Here is a 20111-nt window from a genome sequence, read left to right on the forward strand (position 1 = left end):
CTTGTTAAGAAAATGCCGCGAAGAACGCGGCATTTCTATATGTAATATCATCAGATCACAATTACCAGATAAGCGCATGGTGAGAAGCTAAGCGCAATGACCACCTGCCATTATTCGCATGGCGGTGCCATATGAATGACAGCTAAGCCCCCCAAAGAGGTTTCACGGTATTTTTTATTCATATCTTTACCAGTCTGATACATGGTTTCGATAACTTTATCTAACGAAATTAAGCATTTACTTGTGCGCTTTAATGCCATACGCGATGCATTAATCGCTTTCATTGCTCCCATGGCATTTCTTTCAATACAAGGTACTTGAACCAAGCCGCCAATCGGGTCACAAGTCATACCCAATGAATGCTCCATCGCAATTTCCGCAGCAATACAAATCTGCTCGTTACTGCCCCCTCTTAGCGCTGTTAAGCCAGCGGCAGCCATGGATGAAGAAACCCCAACTTCTCCCTGACACCCCACTTCTGCACCAGAAATTGACGCGTTAGTTTTATATAAGATGCCGATAGCGCCGGCGACTGCGAGAAAGTCTTTTAGCTGTTTAACATCGAGCTCTTTGATGAAGCGATGGTAATACATCAATACCGCCGGAATCACCCCTGCTGCACCATTCGTTGGAGAAGTAACGACTTGCCCTCCTGCTGCATTTTCTTCACTAACCGCAAAGGCGAAGAGATTGATCCAATCCATGATCTCCATCGGATCGTTTTCAACTGCAGCGTTGGCTTCGAGCTTTTTCAAAAGGTTTGGTGCTCGACGAGTGACATTTAGACCACCTTCCAAAATCCCTTCCGTATCGAAGCCACGTTGCATGCAGAGCGACATCACTTTCCAAATTTGCTCTGCTCTTTGGTTAATTTCTTCGTCTGAGCGAAATGCGAGTTCGTTTTGGAGGATCATGCCTCCCAAGCTGAAACCGTTCGTCTCGGCTTTTTCCAGCATCTCATCTGCGGATGTAAACGGAAATGGTACTGCGACCTCATTTTGTTGCGTGCCGTTCTCTAGTTCGTCGGCGGTGGCGATGAATCCGCCCCCAATGGAGTAATAAATTTCAAACGCTACTTGATCTCCAGCTGCGTCTAATGCCGTAATCGTCATACCATTTTCATGCAGGGGAAGGTTGTCGCTATGAAAGACGATGTCATGGTCGTAGCTAAACTCAATCTGGTGTGTACCGGCGAGCATGAGCGTATTATTGTCTATGGTATTTTGTAGCGCACTTTTGGCACTGCTCATTTTGATGGTATCAGGTTTATTTCCCATCAAACCAAGGACCGTGGCTCGGTCTGTATGGTGCCCTCGACCTGTCAGTGACAATGAGCCATAAAGGTCCACTTGCACCCGATGCACTTTCGCCATAGAGTCGCTAACTAGCTGAGTGAAATGGAATCCGGCAAGCATGGGACCATTAGTGTGGGAGCTGGATGGCCCGACACCAATTTTAAATATATCGAAAATCGACAGCATAATTGACTTCCTTTAGCAGTGAACCTTTATAAAGGTCTCTAGAACAGTGTTGTTAACTAGATGTTAAAGCTTGTGGGTCGGGAGTGAAAGAAGATTTTTGTAACACTGCCAACTAAGCGCGAGATTTTAAAATGAAGTTAGACAACATCGTCATCGTTTTAGGTAAACGCCTCGTCAATAACAGGTTGACCTCTGAGGGCATAACAAGAGTCGAAGCTTTGTCTTGTAGGACTGCATCACTACCGACAGACCGAACGGTGATTGTTTTTTGTGGCGGAGTAACGCAAGGACAAAGTGTTTCTGAAGCAGAGGCGATGTACGCGTATTTTAGAACCCTAAACGCAGACTCTGTGAATCCGTTCCCTGAACGTCATATACTCTTAGAAACGGAGTCGTTGAACACGTTTCAAAACATGCGTTATGTTTCCCAAGTTTTGTGCAAAAGTGGGTTGTTCGAGTTATGGTTGGGGCATCCGGTTGAGGTTATCTTGCTGTCTAATGACTACCACCTCGAACGAATCATTGATATCCAGAATTTGATGGATGAGCAAGGCTTATTACGAGTACTTAAATCCGATTGCGAATCCATGGGGGTGACCCTCAATATTCCACTGGATATCAGCAAACATATTAGCGTGCCATACCCACATAAAGGGCTTATGGCGGAGGCATTCTTGCTACTCGATGAACTCACAACCTACCGAGTTTATTTAGAAGGGGTCAAGCATGGCGTATTTTTCCGAGATTTATCAATTGTCCGAAAAAAGCCACTTATGATCGCAAGAGATGCTATTCACAAATTGCTCTCTTTCCCGCTCGATAAAGAGGCTTTGCAAGATATTGAAGAAATGAAAAAGGCCGTCGAAATGACGGCCTTGGATGAATCTGTAGGTGCTGCGGAAAAGGCATTAAGTATCTTCCATCCGATACTGACTGCATTGAACCGTCGCTTTGATCCTGAGTCTATTCATTAAGCTCGCGTTTTGTACGGACGGCGCTTAATGCGATCAAACAGTAGCAAAGCAGTTCTATACCTTCTTCTGAGATATTTTTAACATCACGGATGTAATTTTCATCCATCACTTGTTGCCAAAAACTGCCCATACCATACAAACGAGAGAAGACTAATAGTAGCATCACAGCGCCTACTAATAGCTTCATATGTGGCACCGTTAAAATGGTCGCCATTTCGTTCATGGTACCTTTACCACCTTGGTAGGCTTTGGCGCAAGCCAGTGCGGTGACAGCAAGTGCTGGGAAAACCCAAGAGCCATGATGAATCATGTCTGTCCAATAGTCCGTTTCGCGAATAATAAGTACTGCAAAAAATCCTGCAATCAAAATAGCCGCATGCTTTAGCTGAGGCTGTTGTTTCGATAAGCTGAAAAACGACCATGATGCAATAGCAAGCATCACAAGCTGGAGCGTTTCTGTAACGGAAAGCTCGCCAAGGCTTGATCCCAACACGACATAATCAAGACGAAGACTAAGGTTAACGAGAATACTGATAGCGACAATCATCAAGGCGTTTAAACTCGATTTATAAATAATGCGCTTCGATTTTTCAGTAACAACGTTGCTTGGGGCTGACTCGGCTTCTTTTACTATTTGTGTTTTCATCTTGCTCACCTGTCCCAGAAAATGTGGAAGAAATGTGAATTAGTGTGATCTGTGTTTGGAATTTTATTGTCCAAGTGGAAAGTTATGTCAGAGAAATGTCAAGAATAGAACACTGTTCGATATAGGGTCGATGTGCGGTAAAGTCAGAGATATGTAAAAACAACGTAAGAACACTTTGATAAATCAAATAAAAAAGGAGCCCAAAGGCTCCTAAGTGATAGAGGGAAGGTGACGTATCGATAAAAATAATTAGTAGTTGTCACCCTCATTTTCTTTGTGATTCTCGCGATAGTATTCCCATTGCTCGACGCGTTCATTGTCCGACAGCACACAGTAAGTGACACGTTCGCCGTTTTCCGACACGGTATCCAGCTCACCACCTTGCTGAACACAGTATACGGCTGCGGGATTTGCAACGGAGGTATACTCAGTTGATCGGGTCGCTCCCTCGTAAGTTGAACAACCAGCCAGTACCAATGTTGCAGCCATAGCCATCATTAAATTTGTCTTTTTCATTCTTTATCTCCGCATGGGGTGGGCGAGTATTGTATTGATTATAGGCAACTTTAAGAGATTATTGTCTTATCGATGTTAAAAGTAAGAGGGACGTATAAGAATTTAGATATTCTCATTTATTGCTGATTAGCACGTCACACTTCTGTTCTTGGCGTATTGTTGTGAAGGTCATATCAATCACTTCCTGACAAGCGCTCGAACGTACCTGGCATACAACAATGATTTAAAGTGTGAAATTCGGTAATATGCGCACAAAACATTGACCGTGGTATTTTCGATGAGACATTTAAAATCGACCGTTCATCCAGACATAGAGCATTTGGATGACAAAATTGTTTTTCAGCGCAATGCAGCGCGAGCCATTGTACTTGATGGTGAAGATGTGCTGTTGCTCTATACAGAACGTTACCATGACTACACGCTACCAGGCGGTGGTATTGATGATGGTGAAGATGTCATTGCTGGATTAGTCCGTGAATTAGAGGAAGAAACGGGCGCCCAAAATATACATGGTATTAAGCCTTTCGGAATCTTTGAGGAGTTTCGTCCGTGGTACAAGGATGACGCTGACGTGATGCACATGGTGTCGTATTGTTATACATGTAAAATCGAACGTGAGCTAGGCGAAACGGCGTATGAAGATTACGAAGTTAAAAATGGAATGCGCCCGGTATGGATGAACATACACGAAGCAATTGCACACAATGAAAAAACGATGGCAGAAAGCCCGAAAAAAGGCATGAGCATTGAGCGCGAAACGTTTTTACTTCAGTTGATTTCTAAAGAATTACTATAAACAGCTAGTTTGCATCATTACGACTTAGCTTCTGTTGGCTCTATTGTGGGCAAAGATTTTAGAGCAATAAAAAAGTCCGGACTCCCCCCCGGAACCCGGACTTATTCCAGACGCGCAAGCGAAGCGTCATCTTGATATGTTAGATTTGTTTCGAACTATGAAAACAATAGCTGTTTTACATTTAGTGTGTAAATAATTATTAGGTCTGACCATTGGTTTTCATGTTTTTTTGCAAACGCAATGTGACGCATATCTACCCAATTGCCAAGCGCAATTGGGGCGCTTTTTAGTAAACCACTACTCTTTCTTATCTTTGAGATACCTTACCTCAACTTTTTTGCACACGTTTGCATAGAGATCACGAGTTTTCAAATCCGCCGAACAGGATCTTGTGATTTTACGTTTCTCTGACATTGAGCTCTGTCGTAGCTTTTATCACAAATTAACTAGCGGAGGCAGTCGGCTAAAGTCGACCAGCGGTTGTGAAATCATAGGAGCGTCTGGAGCAAATAAGAGTAAAGGTTGAAATGATGAGGATTGTAACTGACCGATATCTATCAACTTTTCCAATGCATAGAAGCGGCTGACATATTGGCGAGTCTCGTTAGGCAGCGTGAGTTGTTGGAAATCTCGACTTCCTGCTCGCTGAATAGCACGTGCAACACGTCCTTCTCCGGCATTGTATGCAGCTAAAGTGAGAGCCATATTTTGATCGAATTTGTTGTATAAAAACGCCAGGTACTTGAGCGCGGCCGTTGTGCTAGCTTCTGTGTCAAAGCGATCGTCTTGTTTTGTATTTATCGTTAATCCGAAACGTTTCGCTGTGGCTGGTATCAGTTGCCAAAGTCCGGCGGCGTTAGCGTGAGAAACGGCTTTGGGGTTGTAAGAAGATTCTAACATTGGCACTAAGGCTAGGCTATTTGGTAATGAGTGGTTTTGAAGCTGTTTGAAAATGTGGTTAATTACCGGTTTGGATGAATCGAGACGCTTGGCAATTTGTGGTTTGTATGGGGCTAATACTTGATACTGCGTTTGAATATCGACAGCATTTGGTTTTGCCTGGCATGTGAATGGAAGGTAGGACAGAAAGGCAATAAAAATAAAAAGGCCTACAGTACTCAGCCGAGATGGCGACTGAATCTGTAGGCAAGACGAACATCGTTTAGAACGATTTATCTTCATAAGTGTGTTGCACAGGTTGTTTGAGTTGACTGACCAACTCATGGAACGCCGCAGAGCTGTGGCCATTGCTCTGATTGTATTGTTGGCACTGACTTACCAACGTTTCCAATAGCGCCCATTGTTTTCTAGCTTGCATACCTATTTGGGCAGGCAAAGCATTGAAAATTCGTTTTACGCTGGCGTCATTACACGCTAACCCCAGCGCTCGCATACACTGGCTTCTGTCATTGGCGGAGCGGCTGAGTTTATTGAGTATCGGCATTTGTTTCTGAACATTGTCGTTCAGTGCCTCTCCATCAAACTTTAAGTACAATACCTTTTGCTGCTGAAGCAAAGGAAGCAGTTGTTGATAAAGCTTAATATCCTCAGATATAGAGCGAACAAATTGTTGAATTCGCTGCGATACTGCGCTTGCCATGATGTCTTCCTAGCGTTTTATTACTCGTGACCTGTATGGAACTGCATGATTGCCTTGGATAGCACTTTTGTATCTAGGCTAAGTTCACCACGCGCTAATGCGTTGCGTACTTGTTCTACTTTTTCCATATCAACATCAGGTAGTGATGCCATTTCAGCTTGAGCGCGATCTATCGCTACGGTATTCGCTTGAAATGCAGGCTCGTGTACTTTGCTCTGTTCGACGACGTCGAGAGGCTGTTTGCTTGCTTGCTGTAATTTTGTTTGTGGGACATGACCGCCCGCGACTTTGTCGATTTTCATGCTGTGGTCCTCATCATCATGTTCTAAATTAAGTAGGCGGTTAGAATGTGATAAACATTAAATATTTTTTTTGTACTCGAAGTTCAGTGTTACTGACGAGAGCCAAAATTAAAAAATGTTACCCCGAGTCAAAAAATCAAAATTGAGTATGAACCTGGTTTAATCCAGTTACGACTGCTCTTATGACCTTGCCCGAACTTGGGTTTTCCACGTCAATTTGTTGCCCTTTCGCTCCATCTTCTAAGGCGACTCCTTTTGTGCTGGCACTAAATCCATTTTTGCTCGCAATGACTATGACTTCATTGCCTTTCTCGATTAGAGGTGGGGCCGACAAATTGGATGGATTAACCACTTGTCCAGCCCTCAAACGACGAGAGGTTTCTAAGCCTACTGCTTGCTCGGGGCGAGTATAAAAATCGTCTTGGCGAGAGATGGTTCGGGTTTCAAGCTTTATGTGTTTAGCCGTTACGACTTCATTTCGGCCAACCGTGGTTGTCGCGACCAAAACAGGCAGAGTCAGCGAAGACTTTATCGTAACGTTAATTCGCCATGGTGATGCGATATTGTCGCAGCTGACTGAGCGCTTGAGGTTACCGACTGGCAACGTGTTGTTGTCACGACCTGTGATAACTAAAGGCGATTCACATTCTGGCAAGTGATTGGCTGAACCGGGCACCCACATGTCGAAGTCCAGTTTGTACTTCCCCCACTGATTGGAGAGCGCTACGCGATCCACCTCTTGTTCGAAATCCGTTGCTACAACGGACCTTATCTCTTCAACGCTGAGGGTTTTGTCATTGGTGTTGGCGAATGCTTGTTCTGATGTCAAAGCGAGTAACGTCAGCATTATTGTTGAGGAAGTAGACACTTTCCTCTTGTTTTTAATGCTTTCCGAGAACCGGAAGTTTGGCTTCCATCCTTGTTTGTAAATCATTGATATATATGGCTATTTTTTATGGCACGTATCTTGTTTGTATGTTGGCGTATTCGAGCCAACTGTAAGGAAGATGCATGGCGATCACATTTGAAAATGCTTTAGGAGTACATCCAGAGGCACTTAATTTTCGCGTTCAGCGTACCAAAGTCCTCGCCAGTAACCTAGCAAATGTTGACACCCCTGGGTATTTGGCGAAAGACCTAAGTTTCACCACCGTAATGAACCAAGTAACGGCAGGTGGTGTGAACAAACCGGTGCCAAAGTTCCAGGTTCAGGCCCAATACTCGGTGCCTTACCAGAATAGCAAAAATGGCAACACCGTAGAGCTTGGTGTTGAACAAGCAAAATTCACGCAAAACAACATGGACTTTCAAACTAGCCTGACGTTTCTCAACATGAAATTTAATGGCTTAGCGAAAGCGATTGAGGGACGTTAATTATGTCATTCACTGATATTTACTCGATCACTGGTTCCGCGATGACAGCACAAACTGTGCGTCTGAATACGGTAGCCAGTAACTTAGCAAACGCAGATGCAGTATCTGCAAATCCAGAAGATGCTTATAAAGCGCTTAAGCCAGTATTTGCGACTGTGTACCAAAAAACGCAAATGACAACAGAAAATGGAGCTTATCCCAATGCAGAAGTTCGCATTGTTGACGTTGTTAAAAATGCTGGAGATGCAGAGAAGCGTTTTGAGCCGAACAACCCACTGGCTAATGATGAAGGCTATGTGTTTTACCCAGATATTGATGTAGTTGCTGAAATGGCAGACATGATGTCCGCAACACGCAGCTTCGAAACGAATGTTGAAGTATTAGCCAATGTAAAAAGTATGCAGCAAGGTCTGCTTAGATTAGGGCAGGGTAGCTAATGAGTATTGCACAATACACCCCTTTATCGTTTGACGCTCCAGTAAATACAAAAGCAAAAGACAGCAACGGTATCTCACCAAACCCTAAAGACATGAACAGTGCTTCTTCATTGGAGAATGAGTTTATTTCTTTGATGGTGGCTCAAATTCAAAACCAAGACCCACTTAATCCCCTTGATGGTACGGAATACGTTGGTCAATTGGCTCAGTTCTCGCAGGTACAAAGTACCGAGAATATGTCTAAGACAATGCAACAGAGCATGGTGTTACTGGACAACATGCAAGTGCTGTCAACAGCGGGCCTTGTTGGGCAAACGGTTTACGTCAATGCGGATGAATTTCAGCTTGGTGAAGACGTACAAAACGGAAAAATCGAACTCGCTCATAGCTCAAACCAAGTCACGTTAGTTGTTAAAGATGAATTTGGTCAATCAACTAAAGTGCCACTAGGTGCTCACGGCAAAGGTGACGTCGACTTTTCAATTAATCCTGAAGAACTTGGTCTTAAACCAGGCAAATACTCAGTGGCCGTAGAAGTGCAAGAAGGGCAAGCAAGTCCAAATGTGCTGATGGCAGGCACTGTTGAGCAAGTGCGCATTCCTAATACCGGTGGCGCAGCATTAGTCAATGTCCATGGCGTTGGCAACGTTCCTTTCTATCAAATCACTCAGTTTGGTGCTTAACCAAATACGGAAATCAGAGGTCTATTTATGAGTTTTAACATCGCACTAAGTGGTCTGGACGCGACCAACACAGAGCTAAACACAATCAGCCACAACATTGCCAACGCATCAACGTATGGTTTTAAAGGTGGCCGCACAGAATTCTCCGCTGTATATAACGGCATGCAACCTGGTGGTGTGGAAGTCGCGTCAATTTCACAGAACTTCGACAAAGACGGCAGTATCACAGGAACTGGCCGTGCGATGGACCTAGCTATTAATGGCGGTGGCTTTTTTGTTACTAAAGATAATATGGGCCAAATGTTGTACACACGTTCAGGTGTGTTCTCAACGGATAAGAACAACTTTGTTACGGCTAACAGCGGTGCAAAGCTTCAAGGTTACAGTGTCGATAGCAACAACAACCTAATGACAGGTTCTGTGGGTAATATTCAGGTATCGACTTCCTCACTGAATGCTAAAGCAACAGACAGCTTAGATTTTGTTGCGAACTTCGACGCAAGCGCGTCTGTTATTGATAAAGCCGTAACGCCATTCAATCCAAAAGATCCAAGCTCATTTAACTCGTCTTACACAACAAAAGTCTACGACTCATTGGGTAACTCGCACACGGTAACTCAGTACTTTACTAAGACTGCTTCTAACTCGTGGGAAGTGAACGTTCAAGTAGATGGCGGTACGACGCCAGTAGCAACTGTGCCTGTAACGTTTGGTAAAGACGGCTCGCTTTCAACACCAACTGCGCCGTTTAATGTTTCATTCCCTGCAGCAGGTGCGAACGCGATGAGTGTAGACATTAACCTGAAAGGCAGCACGCAATTTGGTGCAGCTTTTGGCGTAAGTACTAATAGCCCTAACGGTTACACATCAGGTGAACTTGCAGGTGTACGCGTTGAAGGTAACGGCATGGTTTACGCGACTTACACTAACGGCCAATCACAGCTACAAGGTCAGGTTGTTCTTGCTGATTTTGCAAACACACAAGGCTTAGCGAAAGTGAGTGGAACATCATGGACTCAAAGCTTTAGCTCAGGTGCTCCAATTATGGGTGTTCCGGGGTCAGGTACGATGGGTGACCTAACTCCGGGTGCATTAGAAGGTTCTAACGTTGACTTAACCAGCGAGCTTGTTGCTCTAATGACTGCACAACGCAACTACCAAGCAAACGCAAAGACAATTTCTACCAGCGACAAGCTTACTCAAGCTTTGTTTAACGCGGTGTAATGGGAGTTTTGCATGGATAGTTTGTTATTTACGGCAACGTCGGGTGCCAGCCGAGTTCTTAAAGCGCAGCACGTTCGTTCAAACAACTTATCAAATGCTGATACTGCGGGTTTTCGAGCGGATATGGAGCGTGTGCGTAGTGTAGAGATGCAAGGCCCAGGTTTTGATGGTCGCACTATGGTTGTGACCAACTCTGCCTCAACACGTTTCGACGCTGGCGATATTGTGAAAACAGGACGTCCGTTGGACGTTGCGGTTATGGGTGAGGGGTATCTCTCTGTAGAAACCCCAGCGGGTAACGAAGCTTACACCCGTGCAGGCAATATTCAGGTCGATACTTTTGGCGCTCTAACAATCAATGGGTTCCCTGTCCTCGGTGACAATGGTCCTTTGGTTGTGCCGGACTATCAAAAGATTGAAATCAGCGAACGTGGTCAAGTCTCAGTGATCCCACCAGGTGGCGGCGCAGAAATTGTGGCAGGCACTTTGAAGTTGGTTAAACCGGAAATTAATCAACTGCAAAAAGAGAGCGATAGCTTGCTGCACAGCGTAGATGGCGTGCCATTCGCGGCAGATGAAACCGTGCAACTCTCTCCTGAGCACATTGAGGGCAGTAACGTATCTGCTATTGATGAATTGGTTAGTGTGATGTCGCTGACGCGCAACTTTGAAATGCAAGTTCGCATGATGAAAACGGCGGAAACTCTAGCAAAAGCTGGTAACAAATTAATGGCGGCGAGCTAAGTCTCGCCCCGCAAGGAGTAAAAAATGCATTCAGCATTATGGGTAAGTAAAACAGGCATGGCAGCGCAAGACACGAAGATGACTGCCATTTCTAACAACCTAGCAAACGTAAACACGGTTGGCTTTAAGCGTGACCGAGTCGTATTTGAAGATCTTTTCTACAGCATTCAGCGTCAACCAGGCGCTCAAGTAGACCAAGTTAACGAATTACCAAGTGGTATTCAGCTAGGTAGCGGTGTTCGCGTTGTTGGCACACAAAAAGTGTTCACGCAAGGTAATACCCAAAACACAACGCAAGAGTTGGATCTTGCTGTAATGGGTCAGGGTTTCTTCCAAATAGAAAACTCGGACGGGCAGATCATGTATACACGTAATGGTCAGTTCCATCGAAACTCAGAAGGCTTAATGGTGAACAGTCAGGGCCTGCCTTTAGAGCCTCAAATCCAGATCCCTGACAATGCGGTCTCTTTCTCTGTGGGTGTTGATGGCACCGTGACTACAACAACAGCAGACGATCCAACACCTCAGCAGCTTGGTCAAATTACACTTGCAAAATTCATCAATCCAGCAGGCTTAGAGGCCATGGGTGGCAACTTATTCCGTGAAACGGAAGCCAGCGGTCCAGCTGATGAGCTGATTGCAGGAGCTGATGGTGCCGGCATTATCAAGCAAGGTGCACTGGAAGGGTCAAACGTACAAGTAGTAGAAGAGATGGTCGACATGATCACCACTCAACGTGCGTATGAGATGAATGCGAAAGTGGTCTCTGCTGCAGATGACATGCTGAAGTTTGTTTCGCAATCAATGTAAGTATGAAATTGGTGATGATGAAGGAAAAAGCAATGAAATGGCTTTCTAAGAGTTGGGCAGTAGCCGCCGTGTTGCTGGTGGGATGTGCTGGCCGTCAGGAATTTATTCCGCCTGAGCCGAATGCTGAGGAATATGCACCACCAACGCTCGATTACACGCTGCCGGAAACCCAATCTGGTAGCCTTTATCGTCACCAATACACGATGACCCTGTTCCAGGATCGTCGTGCTTACCGAGTTGGCGATGTATTAACGGTTCAACTATCAGAAGAAACCTCATCGAGTAAAAATGCGGGTACTAAGTTCGGTAAAAGTTCAGCAATTAACTTTGTGGCGCCGACCATAGGCACGAAAACTATCGATGAGTTAGGGGTTAGCGTGGATGGCAAACGTAACTTCGATGGCAGTGCATCAAGTTCACAAGGCAACAAGCTTCAAGGTGCCATTACGGTAACGGTACACGAAGTATTACCTAATGGCGTATTGCGTATCAGCGGTGAAAAATGGCTTCGTCTGAATCAAGGCGACGAGTTTATTCGTCTAACCGGTATCGTCCGTGTGGATGATATTAACCGCAGTAACCAAGTTTCTTCTCAACGAATTGCTGATGCAAGAATTACCTACGCAGGTCGCGGAGCGCTAGCTGACAGCAACGCAGCCGGGTGGCTAACTCAGTTCTTCAACAGCCCATGGGTACCTTTCTAATGAAGACAATGCAATCTTTCTTTATGTCTCTCCTATTGGTGTTGACCTTGGGACTACCAGGCACTTCACGTGCTGAAGCGGAAATTCCGATCATGGACTTGGTCGATGTTCGCGGCATTCGAGAAAACCAGCTGGTTGGTTATGGTTTGGTGGTTGGCTTAGCCGGCCAAGGTGACCGAAACCAAGTGAAATTTACCTCTCAATCTATTACCAACATGCTACGTCAGTTTGGGGTTCAAATTGATGACAGTATGAACCCTAAGCTACGAAATGTGGCTTCTGTGAGTGTGACAGCGTCCGTTGATCCAATGGCAGGCCCAGGACAAACGTTGGATGTGGTTGTGTCTTCAATCGGTGATGCAAAGAGCCTTCGCGGTGGTACGTTATTGCTAACGCCTTTACGTGGTATTGATGGCGAAGTGTACGCGATTGCGCAAGGCAACGTGGTTGTGGGGGGCTTATCTGCAGAGGGGCGAAGTGGCTCCAAAGTAGAAGTAAACACACCAACGGCGGGTCGCGTTCCGAATGGTGCGACTTTAGAGAGAGAAATCAAAACCGATTTCAACCAACGTGATGAAATCACCCTAAACCTGCGCAAGCCTAGCTTCACTACAGCAAAAAATATTGCGCGTGAAATTAACAACACTTTTGGACCTAACGTTGCAGTTGCGATCAATAAAGCTCGCATTGATATGCGTGCACCAAAAGATACACAGCAGCGTGTCGTCATGATGTCGATGCTTGAAGAAATGAGCGTCGTTGAAGGCCGTAAACCTGCTCGTATTGTCTTTAACTCTCGCACTGGCACCGTGGTGATCGGTAAGAGTGTCAAAGTGAGTGAAGCAGCAGTAAGTCACGGTAACTTGACCGTGCGAATTTCTGAATCACAACAAGTTAGTCAGCCTAATGCGTTTGCAAATGGCGATACGAAAGTCGTTAACCAAACGGACCTTGATGTGAATGAAGATCTCGCTCAGATGGTGATTTGGCCTCCAGGCACGGAACTTAACACCATAGTTAATGCGGTAAATAGTTTAGGTGCCACGCCTACAGACTTGATGTCTATCCTGCAAGCTTTGAGTGAAGCGGGTGCATTGAACGCTGAATTGGTCGTGATATAAGGAGTTAAGGATGAAGCTAGACAGTACCAATGAACAAACTCAGTTAAATTCGATGCTTTATCACGACAATAGTGCATTGGCTAACATCAAGCATAGTCGTGATCAAGAAGGCGCACTTGAAGTCGTCGCAGGTCAATTTGAGGCAATGTTCCTACAAATGGTGTTACGCCAAATGCGCAGCAGTAGTGATGCTCTTGCTGATAAAGACAGCCCGTTCGCCAGTCAGCAACAAGGGGTATTCCGTGATATGTATGACGGTCAGCTGGCGATGGAACTAGCAAAGAAACAGAGCTCAGGCATTGCCAATATGCTCATCCAGCAGCTGAGCCCGTCTATGCGTGAGGTTGCTTTCGATGCTGCGCGCAACATCTCATCCGCTAACGATGGTAAAGCTTCGAATTCTGAATCTATCTCACAAGTAGATTCTAAAGAGGTGGAGAAGAATTCAAGCCTATTTAATACCGCTTCTCAAGCCGTCGCCTCTGTTAAACAGGTATTCGGTGAGGCCGGTATGACTACCGCGTTTTCTCAGCCGTTGATCAGAAAAATGGAGCTGTAAATGAACCTAGTTAATATTGCCCTTTCAGGTTTAGGCGCGAACCGTGTGGCCCTAGACGTAACCGCGCAAAACGTGGCAAACGTGAATACCGTGGGTTACAGTCGTCAACAAGCGTTGATGGCGTCTGTCGATGATGGTAAAGCCAATCGCTTAAGTCCAGGTTTAGGGGTAGAAGTCACTAGCATTCGCCGCGTTACTGATCAATTTCTGATTAAGCAAACGTGGTCGACTAACAGTATGGCGGCATACGCATCTGGATACACCAGTAACATGAGTCAGCTGGAGAATACGCTTGGTGCCGATGGTTTCAGTATATCGGCTGGCTTGGACTCGCTAAACGCCGCGCTTAACGATGCGACCGTTAAGCCGGAATCCATACCTTACCGCCAGCAGATCATTAACGAATCTGAAGCTTTGGCCCGCCGTTTTAATACGCTTACCGAATCTTTATACAATCAACATAAAGACATGAGCGACCAACGTAATGCAGCGCTTAACCACGCGAATAGCCTTATGGAAAATATCGCGAAGGTGAACAAGCAACTGGTAGAGATGCAAGGTACAGGTGGTAACCCATCACAGTTAATGGATGAACGAGATAGGTTAATCGGTGAGTTATCTCAAACCATTGAAATCAAAACAACACAGCAGCATGACGGCAGTGTTCAGGTCACACTAACCTCTGGTCAACCGCTTGTGATGGGTACGGACCATGGCAAACTGGAAGCCATTCCTGACCCGAGTGATCCTTACTTAGCGGACTTACACGTCACGTTCTCGAATCAAAGCTTTGCGATTGGTGACTCGCTTGGTGGTAAATTAGGTGCGATTAATGACTATCAAACCGAAGTGTTGAAACCAAACCAACTGGCTCTGAATGACATGGCGAAAGCTCTCGCGGATGAATACAACGCCGTGCTTGCGACTGGCAAAGACTTAAATGGCAACCCAGGTAAACCTTTGTTCAGCTATGACCCAGCAAACCCTGCAGCCAGTTTGGATATTACCAAGCTAACTCCAGATGAGCTTGCGTTCTCAAGTGATGGAACACCTGGTAACGCAGATGCGTTGCAATCATTGATCGAGTTAAGCAACAAGCCAGTGGCGGTATCAGGTTACGGCTCAGTAAGCTTGAACGATGCCTTTAGTTCAATGGTGGGTCAAACCGCAATTAAAGCACGCCAAGCTAATGCTGATTATCAAGCGAAGTTAGCCATGAACAAGCAAGCGCACGCAGCTCGCGATAATGTTAGTTCCGTAAACAGCGATGAAGAAGCGGCTAACCTAATGATGTTTGCTAATGCGCACAATGCCAACATGAAAGTGATCAGCACAGCAAATCAACTGCTCGATTCTATTCTGCAGTTATTCTAAGAGGAAAGTTTAGATGCGAATTAGTGACAATCAATTTAGTCAAATGATGTTGCACAGCTTGCAGAGCAATAGCGCGGGACTAGGCGAAGCTCTGCAACAGATGTCTACTGGCAAGCGCTTGACCAAGCTGTCTGATGATCCAATGGCTTCGATCAAGTTGCTTAACTTAGACCGAGAAACCAGTGCGATTGCTCAGTACAAAAACAACATTGAAAACGTAAAAACGACGCTATCGAGTCAAGAAACCCATTTAGATTCGATCAAAGAAAGCTTAAAAAGCATGCGAGACATCGCGCTTTGGGGTGCGAACGGCTCTCTTACTGACGAAAGTCGTGGCGGTATGATTACAGAGCTTAAGAGTTACCGTGATTCTATTGAGTCGTCTTTTAACGCGCAGGATGAAGAAGGGCACTACCTTTTCTCTGGTACTAAAACGGATACTGCGGCTGTAAGTAAAGCGAGCGGCAGCTACGTAATTGAAGGTAATAGTGACAAGCGCGTAGTAACAATTGCTAAAGGTGTCACGATGGATTCCAATATGACTGCAAAAGAAATATTGGACCTTGGGGGAGGCCATAACGTGCTTAACCAAATTGATGCGCTGATCAAAGAGTTTGAGAGCCCTACCGCCAACTTCAGAGCTGAAGTTGAGGCGAGTATCAGCGCTATCGACGATACTTTTTCAAACGTACTAGGGACCATGACTGAGATTGGTGGTCGACACAACAACTTAGATCTTGTTGGTGGCGCGCACAGTGAAAACAAGCTGTTCGTTGACAAAGTATCTGGAGACCTCTCTGCTCTGGACTATGGTGAAGCGTCGGTACGATTGAGTAATTACATGGCCGCTTTGCAAGCAACGCAAGCAAGCTATGTGAAGATCGATGGTTTGTCGCTGTTTGACCGTTTATAAGGTTAGGAAGTTCTTTTTATGGTAATGAGTACAGTAGAGGTTAGACCCCATAGCATACGCTTAGGTGGACAAGAACAAGCCTCTATCATGCCGACCCGTTCTGCAGACTCAAGTACGGCAATTAAACCGCGCCCGGCGCAAATTCAGGCTGACACTGCGTCAGCCTACTCTGTATCTGGTATTCAGCTTACGCAGGGTCAGCAGCAAGCCACGGCGGTTCAGATCGCGTCCAAATCGCTGCAGGTGATTGGCAAAGAGCTCACGCAAATTAAACGTGGTTTGACGCAAGCTATTAATCAAGGCGTACAAAATGTTCCTGGTTTGCAGGATACATTGGTTCGTTCTAAAGCCACCATCCAAAAAGTCGTTGAGCAAGCACGTTTCGATGGCCAGAAAGTCCTAAATAACGAACTGCATTTAAAACTGGATAAAGCGGATATTCGTCGCTTTTCTATTCCAGGTTTGAATGTTCATCGCTTAAGCGACAAGGCCGAGCAAATCCGTTTGGATTTTCCTCAAGGTCAAGCGGTGATGATTCAGTTTGATGGACAATCAGACGGTGAGCGAACGGTCAAAATGCTGGATCGCAGCTTGATTGCGTTAGGAATGCGAGCCTCATTAGCCGATGATGGCAGCATTTTATTTGAAGCCAGAGACAACGCTTATCAACAAATGCAGCAAAAGGTGATGGTAACGGGGGAAGGGCACCGATTCCCTGCGGGACAGCCTAACGTTTTGAACTTAAAGTCTGAGCCAGATGGTATTGCGGAGATCGGGTTTGATCTAGGCTCACGCGACGGCATCAAGCAGACGATTGCCAAAGTAAATCAGCATCTGAAACAAGTTCAAACCAGTTTGCAAGAAGCGAAAGCTTTTCATGGTGAACTGAATACTCAAATGCGTTCTATCCAAACCAAAACCGCACAGCTTTCAGTCAATGAGGTGAATGCAAAACTGGATGGATTCATGCAAAAGTCTGGCGAGTTTACTTCGACTTTTCAGGCATTGAATGCGCAAGCAAACGTGCGTCGTCATACCGTGGTCGCTTTACTGAAGTAACGAACACTCCAATGATTCCCGGCTTTACACTGTTATCGTCCCCCAATAACGAAAACAGCGCACTGTCGGGAATCTCTCTTCGACTCGTCTAGGGCTAGAGTGCTTTTGCCACCGAACGATTCAATTTCTGGAATAGCCATCCAAGTGCTATCAAAGACGCACCTAAGCCTAAGAAGCTTATCGCTCGCCAGAACCCATCCAGATAGCTCACATCCCATAAGAATACTTTCAGTGCGACACAGGCAAGGACCACTAGACCGACACGCTGCATCATCAGCCCCTGTTGGGTCACGCCGCGCCAAGTCAGTAATCCGCCTACGAGCAAGCCAGCCACTGAATAACTAAACAACTCTGCCATGCTGGTTGGCTGATACAGCATCATCGATGTGGTTTGCCAGAATTGACGGATAGACATCCCCAACCAAATGGCTGCAAGTAAAAAGCCTAGACTAGCAATCGCAAATCGATGAACTTGCAACGTATTCCAGCGTTTAAATGTTGCGATAAGCAGGATGCAAGCTGGTAACAGCCAGCCGATACTCAGCATGTTAAAGATGGGAAGTGCTTGTGCCGAGACGTTATCAGTCACCAACGGCGATTCTGCCGTATTAAGCAAAATAATCAATATAGCGAACGCGCACCAAAGCAAGTAACTATAGATTTCGTAGATACGACTTAAGCGTTGCGCAAATTGGCTGCGGTAGCTGTATACCAAACCCATAACTAATGCTTGATTGGCAAAGACTGCCGCACTTGTGAAGTCGATGTGCCCCAAGTAACCATATTGCCCCGTTAACCAGTAGTTAGTTTGGGTGAACAATGCCATTAAGAATACATGTAAAAACGCCCCTTCAAACCAGTTGGTCAGTTCTCGGTCCACTTGTTTTAGTGTTGAACGAGCATAAGACAAGATGAAGAGAGAAGGCAGATAACTCACCAGAACCCAAGCCCAATGCCCAGCTTCTACCGGTTGCCATTCGGGTATGAAAGGTAGCAGCGTGAGTCGGATAACCAGTATTCCCATTGCCACTTTAATCGCCCAACTCGCAGGTCGAAATAACCCGACTTGAGCCTGTAAGGCCATTATCGCAACTTGTATTGAGATTGCTGTTGTTAACCAAGTATCACTCAACCAAACAAAAGCGATACCTACGATTAAAGCATGCATAACGGCAGAGCATTCTAATGCCAACGAACGTGCACGCTGACCAAGCACAACGTAGTAAGTGGCCATCAATGCGCAGAATGCAGTCCAATACCACAGGTAGCCTTGCATAAATTCGTCAATATAAAACAACGTAATTAAGCTCATCGCGGGAGCCAGTACCAGCAGAAGCAGCCCACTGAGTTGCGAACGGTCACTAAGTGATTGGCAATATGTTCGATAGCAGATCAGCGCAATACTCACCGCCAATGCGAATAGGATGCTAGCTTCTCGCTCTAACATATACAGCGCATTAAAAGCGATGGTAAGAACAATCAGCGCGGTTGCTGAGACGAGAATGGATGGCAAAAATACACGTAATGACCAGCCTGTACGAAGTGCTGGTAGCCAGATGATCGCAACAAGCAGCGTATAACAGTACGCCATTTGTAGAGTGTTCAGATCCGGCATTCTGGTGACGGCAGAAAAGGTCAATAAAGCAGTTGCGAGAGCGGTAGCGGTCGGCGAGTTTGTCCACTTGCTTTGATAGTGACGAAAGCGAGGATTGAGCATCCAACCCATTCTCGGAACCGCGAAAATGAGATACAAAGTGATGGAGAGATAAATCGCGAGCCACGAGAACAACAGTTCTGTTGGTGTACTCTCAATCAACAGCAACATCCAAATGACATGTGGAATCGCGATACTTGGCGTAATCCATGACCTACGCACTTTTTGCATCAATAAGGTCGCCGCGAACGAAATTGCGCAGATGTATCCGGCTAACAAAAAGTAGTTGGGTTCATTACCCCCAATCCACAGTGGTGCTGTGTAGCCACCAATTAAGCCAAGCACGGCCATTAACGGCCCTTGTCGCAATGATAATGCTAAACTGAAAAATGCCGCTGAAGCCAAAATGATCAACGAGATACTCGGCGTTAGCATTTGATAAACCACAAAGGCAAAAATGACGGTGCAGTAAATGCCCGTTAATCCCGTACCGGTAACAGCAGCAGGAACATACGTAAAGCCTTGGGCTCGTGCTGCCCGTTGCGGATTCTGTTGTTCTTTACGGTGAAACCACTCGCCAACAAGCACCATAAGTAATGAGATCACAAAGGCAAAGGACACTCGCATAAATGGCGAAAACTGGATGTGACTACCAATCACCTGTACGAGATAACCTCCACCGATCAGCATGGCCAATGCGCCTACCCAAACCAACCAATTTTCTTGAATGTTGCTAAGCAGGCTCTGAACTTTACTCTGAAGGAATGACTCATTTTCTTGACTAAAAACATCCAGTTGCACTTCTCTTGTCTGGGCGTACCCTTGATTCGCAGCGCTCTGGTCCAAGTCTAGGTTGGCAGCTGGATCATGTTCCCCAGAGGATGAGACATTTTTCTGTTGTGATTCTATGTGAGGTGACGTCGCTACAGATGGTGTGTCTTTTTCGATGCTGGATTGTTGGTGTACTTGTTGGTTTGAGCCCCCATGGACACTGGCTCGTAGTGATGTGACTTCCTCACGAAGTTTGGTTAGTTCTTTTTCTAAAAGTGCAGCTCGGTTGGCGGCTTTCACTCCGATGAGGATGGCGAGACACGCCATGAACAGTGCTAGTATTACGTACAATCCATTTCTCCTTGCGTA

General features: G+C 45.7%; 22 protein-coding genes. 14 read left to right on the plus strand and 8 right to left on the minus strand.

Annotated elements, in window-relative coordinates; genetic code table 11:
* Positions 1–110: 110 nt before the first annotated feature.
* Positions 111–1481, minus strand: a complete 1371-nt coding sequence (locus R7P69_RS04800; protein ID WP_005374028.1) for an L-serine ammonia-lyase — start codon at positions 1479–1481, stop codon at positions 111–113.
* Positions 1482–1612: 131 nt separating this feature from the next.
* Here R7P69_RS04800 and R7P69_RS04805 point away from each other — a divergent pair, with 131 nt between their 5' ends.
* Positions 1613–2455: a YdcF family protein gene (locus R7P69_RS04805; protein WP_238952776.1), complete on the plus strand. Its 843-nt coding sequence runs from the start codon at positions 1613–1615 to the stop codon at positions 2453–2455.
* Here the strand turns inward: R7P69_RS04805 and R7P69_RS04810 are convergent.
* Positions 2445–3101: a hypothetical protein gene (locus tag R7P69_RS04810; protein WP_005374025.1), complete on the minus strand. Its 657-nt coding sequence runs from the start codon at positions 3099–3101 to the stop codon at positions 2445–2447. The genes R7P69_RS04805 and R7P69_RS04810 overlap by 11 nt on opposite strands.
* A 249-nt stretch (positions 3102–3350) precedes the next feature.
* Positions 3351–3617 carry a DUF333 domain-containing protein gene (locus tag R7P69_RS04815; protein ID WP_005374023.1) on the minus strand — a complete coding sequence of 89 codons (267 nt, stop codon included), beginning with the start codon at positions 3615–3617 and terminating at the stop codon, positions 3351–3353.
* Positions 3618–3894: 277 nt separating this feature from the next.
* Here R7P69_RS04815 and R7P69_RS04820 point away from each other — a divergent pair, with 277 nt between their 5' ends.
* Positions 3895–4413: an NUDIX hydrolase gene (locus R7P69_RS04820; RefSeq protein ID WP_005374021.1), complete on the plus strand. Its 519-nt coding sequence runs from the start codon at positions 3895–3897 to the stop codon at positions 4411–4413.
* Positions 4414–4848: 435 nt separating this feature from the next.
* Here R7P69_RS04820 and R7P69_RS04825 read toward each other — a convergent pair whose 3' ends face one another.
* From R7P69_RS04825 to flgA, 4 genes are all read right to left on the minus strand, one after another.
* Positions 4849–5595 (minus strand): lytic transglycosylase domain-containing protein, encoded by a 747-nt coding sequence (locus R7P69_RS04825; RefSeq protein ID WP_042523341.1) that lies wholly within the window; start codon positions 5593–5595, stop codon positions 4849–4851.
* Positions 5576–6013, minus strand: coding sequence for a flagellar export chaperone FlgN (flgN, locus tag R7P69_RS04830; RefSeq protein ID WP_005374018.1), 438 nt, complete (start codon positions 6011–6013; stop codon positions 5576–5578). Before flgN ends, R7P69_RS04825 begins: the two co-directional genes overlap by 20 nt.
* A 20-nt stretch (positions 6014–6033) precedes the next feature.
* Positions 6034–6315 (minus strand): flagellar biosynthesis anti-sigma factor FlgM, encoded by a 282-nt coding sequence (gene flgM, locus R7P69_RS04835; protein ID WP_017635108.1) that lies wholly within the window; start codon positions 6313–6315, stop codon positions 6034–6036.
* Between the two features lie 136 nt (positions 6316–6451).
* The gene (flgA, locus tag R7P69_RS04840) at positions 6452–7249 is read right to left on the minus strand and encodes a flagellar basal body P-ring formation chaperone FlgA (RefSeq protein WP_005384406.1); all 798 of its coding nucleotides are present in this window, start codon (positions 7247–7249) and stop codon (positions 6452–6454) included.
* 77 nt (positions 7250–7326) lie between these two features.
* On the opposite strand from flgA, the gene flgB reads away from it, so the two are divergent.
* The 12 genes from flgB to R7P69_RS04900 are packed head-to-tail and all read left to right on the plus strand — an operon-like array spanning position 7327 to position 17317.
* Positions 7327–7689, plus strand: a complete 363-nt coding sequence (gene flgB, locus R7P69_RS04845) for a flagellar basal body rod protein FlgB (protein WP_005374013.1) — start codon at positions 7327–7329, stop codon at positions 7687–7689.
* Positions 7690–7691: 2 nt separating this feature from the next.
* Entirely contained in the window at positions 7692–8126 is a 435-nt protein-coding gene (flgC, locus tag R7P69_RS04850; protein ID WP_005374012.1) for a flagellar basal body rod protein FlgC, read from the plus strand.
* A complete protein-coding gene (gene flgD, locus R7P69_RS04855) occupies positions 8126–8809 on the plus strand; it encodes a flagellar hook assembly protein FlgD (protein WP_238952775.1) in 684 nt (227 codons plus the stop codon). Before flgC ends, flgD begins: the two co-directional genes overlap by 1 nt.
* Before the next feature lie 27 nt (positions 8810–8836).
* Positions 8837–10033 (plus strand): flagellar hook protein FlgE, encoded by a 1197-nt coding sequence (flgE, locus tag R7P69_RS04860; RefSeq protein ID WP_017635110.1) that lies wholly within the window; start codon positions 8837–8839, stop codon positions 10031–10033.
* Between the two features lie 12 nt (positions 10034–10045).
* On the plus strand, positions 10046–10777 hold the full coding sequence (flgF, locus tag R7P69_RS04865) for a flagellar basal-body rod protein FlgF (RefSeq protein ID WP_005374009.1): 732 nt from the start codon (positions 10046–10048) through the stop codon (positions 10775–10777).
* A 24-nt stretch (positions 10778–10801) separates the two neighbouring features.
* Positions 10802–11587, plus strand: a complete 786-nt coding sequence (gene flgG, locus R7P69_RS04870; protein WP_005374008.1) for a flagellar basal-body rod protein FlgG — start codon at positions 10802–10804, stop codon at positions 11585–11587.
* Between the two features lie 32 nt (positions 11588–11619).
* Entirely contained in the window at positions 11620–12291 is a 672-nt protein-coding gene (gene flgH, locus R7P69_RS04875; protein ID WP_017635111.1) for a flagellar basal body L-ring protein FlgH, read from the plus strand.
* Positions 12276–13412, plus strand: coding sequence for a flagellar basal body P-ring protein FlgI (locus R7P69_RS04880; RefSeq protein WP_086026720.1), 1137 nt, complete (start codon positions 12276–12278; stop codon positions 13410–13412). Before flgH ends, R7P69_RS04880 begins: the two co-directional genes overlap by 16 nt.
* 10 nt (positions 13413–13422) lie before the next feature.
* Entirely contained in the window at positions 13423–13971 is a 549-nt protein-coding gene (locus tag R7P69_RS04885) for a rod-binding protein (RefSeq protein WP_005374002.1), read from the plus strand.
* Positions 13972–15345: a flagellar hook-associated protein FlgK gene (flgK, locus tag R7P69_RS04890; protein ID WP_005374000.1), complete on the plus strand. Its 1374-nt coding sequence runs from the start codon at positions 13972–13974 to the stop codon at positions 15343–15345. It begins immediately after the preceding gene.
* A gap of 13 nt (positions 15346–15358) precedes the next feature.
* Positions 15359–16258 (plus strand): flagellar hook-associated protein FlgL, encoded by a 900-nt coding sequence (flgL, locus tag R7P69_RS04895; RefSeq protein WP_005373998.1) that lies wholly within the window; start codon positions 15359–15361, stop codon positions 16256–16258.
* An 18-nt stretch (positions 16259–16276) separates the two neighbouring features.
* Positions 16277–17317, plus strand: coding sequence for a flagellin (locus R7P69_RS04900; RefSeq protein ID WP_238952774.1), 1041 nt, complete (start codon positions 16277–16279; stop codon positions 17315–17317).
* Positions 17318–17411: 94 nt separating this feature from the next.
* Here the strand turns inward: R7P69_RS04900 and R7P69_RS04905 are convergent, their stop codons facing one another.
* Entirely contained in the window at positions 17412–20069 is a 2658-nt protein-coding gene (locus R7P69_RS04905; RefSeq protein ID WP_373921173.1) for a DUF2339 domain-containing protein, read from the minus strand.
* Positions 20070–20111: the final 42 nt, after the last annotated feature.

It is taken from the genome of Vibrio sp. 661, assembly GCF_033339315.1.
GTDB classification, from domain to species: domain Bacteria; phylum Pseudomonadota; class Gammaproteobacteria; order Enterobacterales; family Vibrionaceae; genus Vibrio; species Vibrio alginolyticus.

Coding starts and splice junctions, on each gene's coding strand:
- flgL (WP_005373998.1), top strand. CDS start 15,359: ATGCGAATTAGTGACAATCAATTTAGTCAAATGATGTTGCACAGCTTG.
- R7P69_RS04800 (WP_005374028.1), bottom strand. CDS start 1,481: ATGCTGTCGATTTTCGATATATTTAAAATTGGTGTCGGGCCATCCAGC.
- R7P69_RS04825 (WP_042523341.1), bottom strand. CDS start 5,595: ATGAAGATAAATCGTTCTAAACGATGTTCGTCTTGCCTACAGATTCAG.
- flgN (WP_005374018.1), bottom strand. CDS start 6,013: ATGGCAAGCGCAGTATCGCAGCGAATTCAACAATTTGTTCGCTCTATA.
- flgA (WP_005384406.1), bottom strand. CDS start 7,249: ATGATTTACAAACAAGGATGGAAGCCAAACTTCCGGTTCTCGGAAAGC.
- R7P69_RS04815 (WP_005374023.1), bottom strand. CDS start 3,617: ATGAAAAAGACAAATTTAATGATGGCTATGGCTGCAACATTGGTACTG.
- flgB (WP_005374013.1), top strand. CDS start 7,327: ATGGCGATCACATTTGAAAATGCTTTAGGAGTACATCCAGAGGCACTT.
- flgK (WP_005374000.1), top strand. CDS start 13,972: ATGAACCTAGTTAATATTGCCCTTTCAGGTTTAGGCGCGAACCGTGTG.
- R7P69_RS04900 (WP_238952774.1), top strand. CDS start 16,277: ATGGTAATGAGTACAGTAGAGGTTAGACCCCATAGCATACGCTTAGGT.
- R7P69_RS04820 (WP_005374021.1), top strand. CDS start 3,895: ATGAGACATTTAAAATCGACCGTTCATCCAGACATAGAGCATTTGGAT.
- flgH (WP_017635111.1), top strand. CDS start 11,620: ATGAAATGGCTTTCTAAGAGTTGGGCAGTAGCCGCCGTGTTGCTGGTG.
- flgF (WP_005374009.1), top strand. CDS start 10,046: ATGGATAGTTTGTTATTTACGGCAACGTCGGGTGCCAGCCGAGTTCTT.
- R7P69_RS04880 (WP_086026720.1), top strand. CDS start 12,276: ATGGGTACCTTTCTAATGAAGACAATGCAATCTTTCTTTATGTCTCTC.
- flgG (WP_005374008.1), top strand. CDS start 10,802: ATGCATTCAGCATTATGGGTAAGTAAAACAGGCATGGCAGCGCAAGAC.
- R7P69_RS04810 (WP_005374025.1), bottom strand. CDS start 3,101: ATGAAAACACAAATAGTAAAAGAAGCCGAGTCAGCCCCAAGCAACGTT.
- R7P69_RS04885 (WP_005374002.1), top strand. CDS start 13,423: ATGAAGCTAGACAGTACCAATGAACAAACTCAGTTAAATTCGATGCTT.
- flgE (WP_017635110.1), top strand. CDS start 8,837: ATGAGTTTTAACATCGCACTAAGTGGTCTGGACGCGACCAACACAGAG.
- flgD (WP_238952775.1), top strand. CDS start 8,126: ATGAGTATTGCACAATACACCCCTTTATCGTTTGACGCTCCAGTAAAT.
- flgM (WP_017635108.1), bottom strand. CDS start 6,315: ATGAAAATCGACAAAGTCGCGGGCGGTCATGTCCCACAAACAAAATTA.
- R7P69_RS04905 (WP_373921173.1), bottom strand. CDS start 20,069: ATGGCGTGTCTCGCCATCCTCATCGGAGTGAAAGCCGCCAACCGAGCT.
- R7P69_RS04805 (WP_238952776.1), top strand. CDS start 1,613: ATGAAGTTAGACAACATCGTCATCGTTTTAGGTAAACGCCTCGTCAAT.
- flgC (WP_005374012.1), top strand. CDS start 7,692: ATGTCATTCACTGATATTTACTCGATCACTGGTTCCGCGATGACAGCA.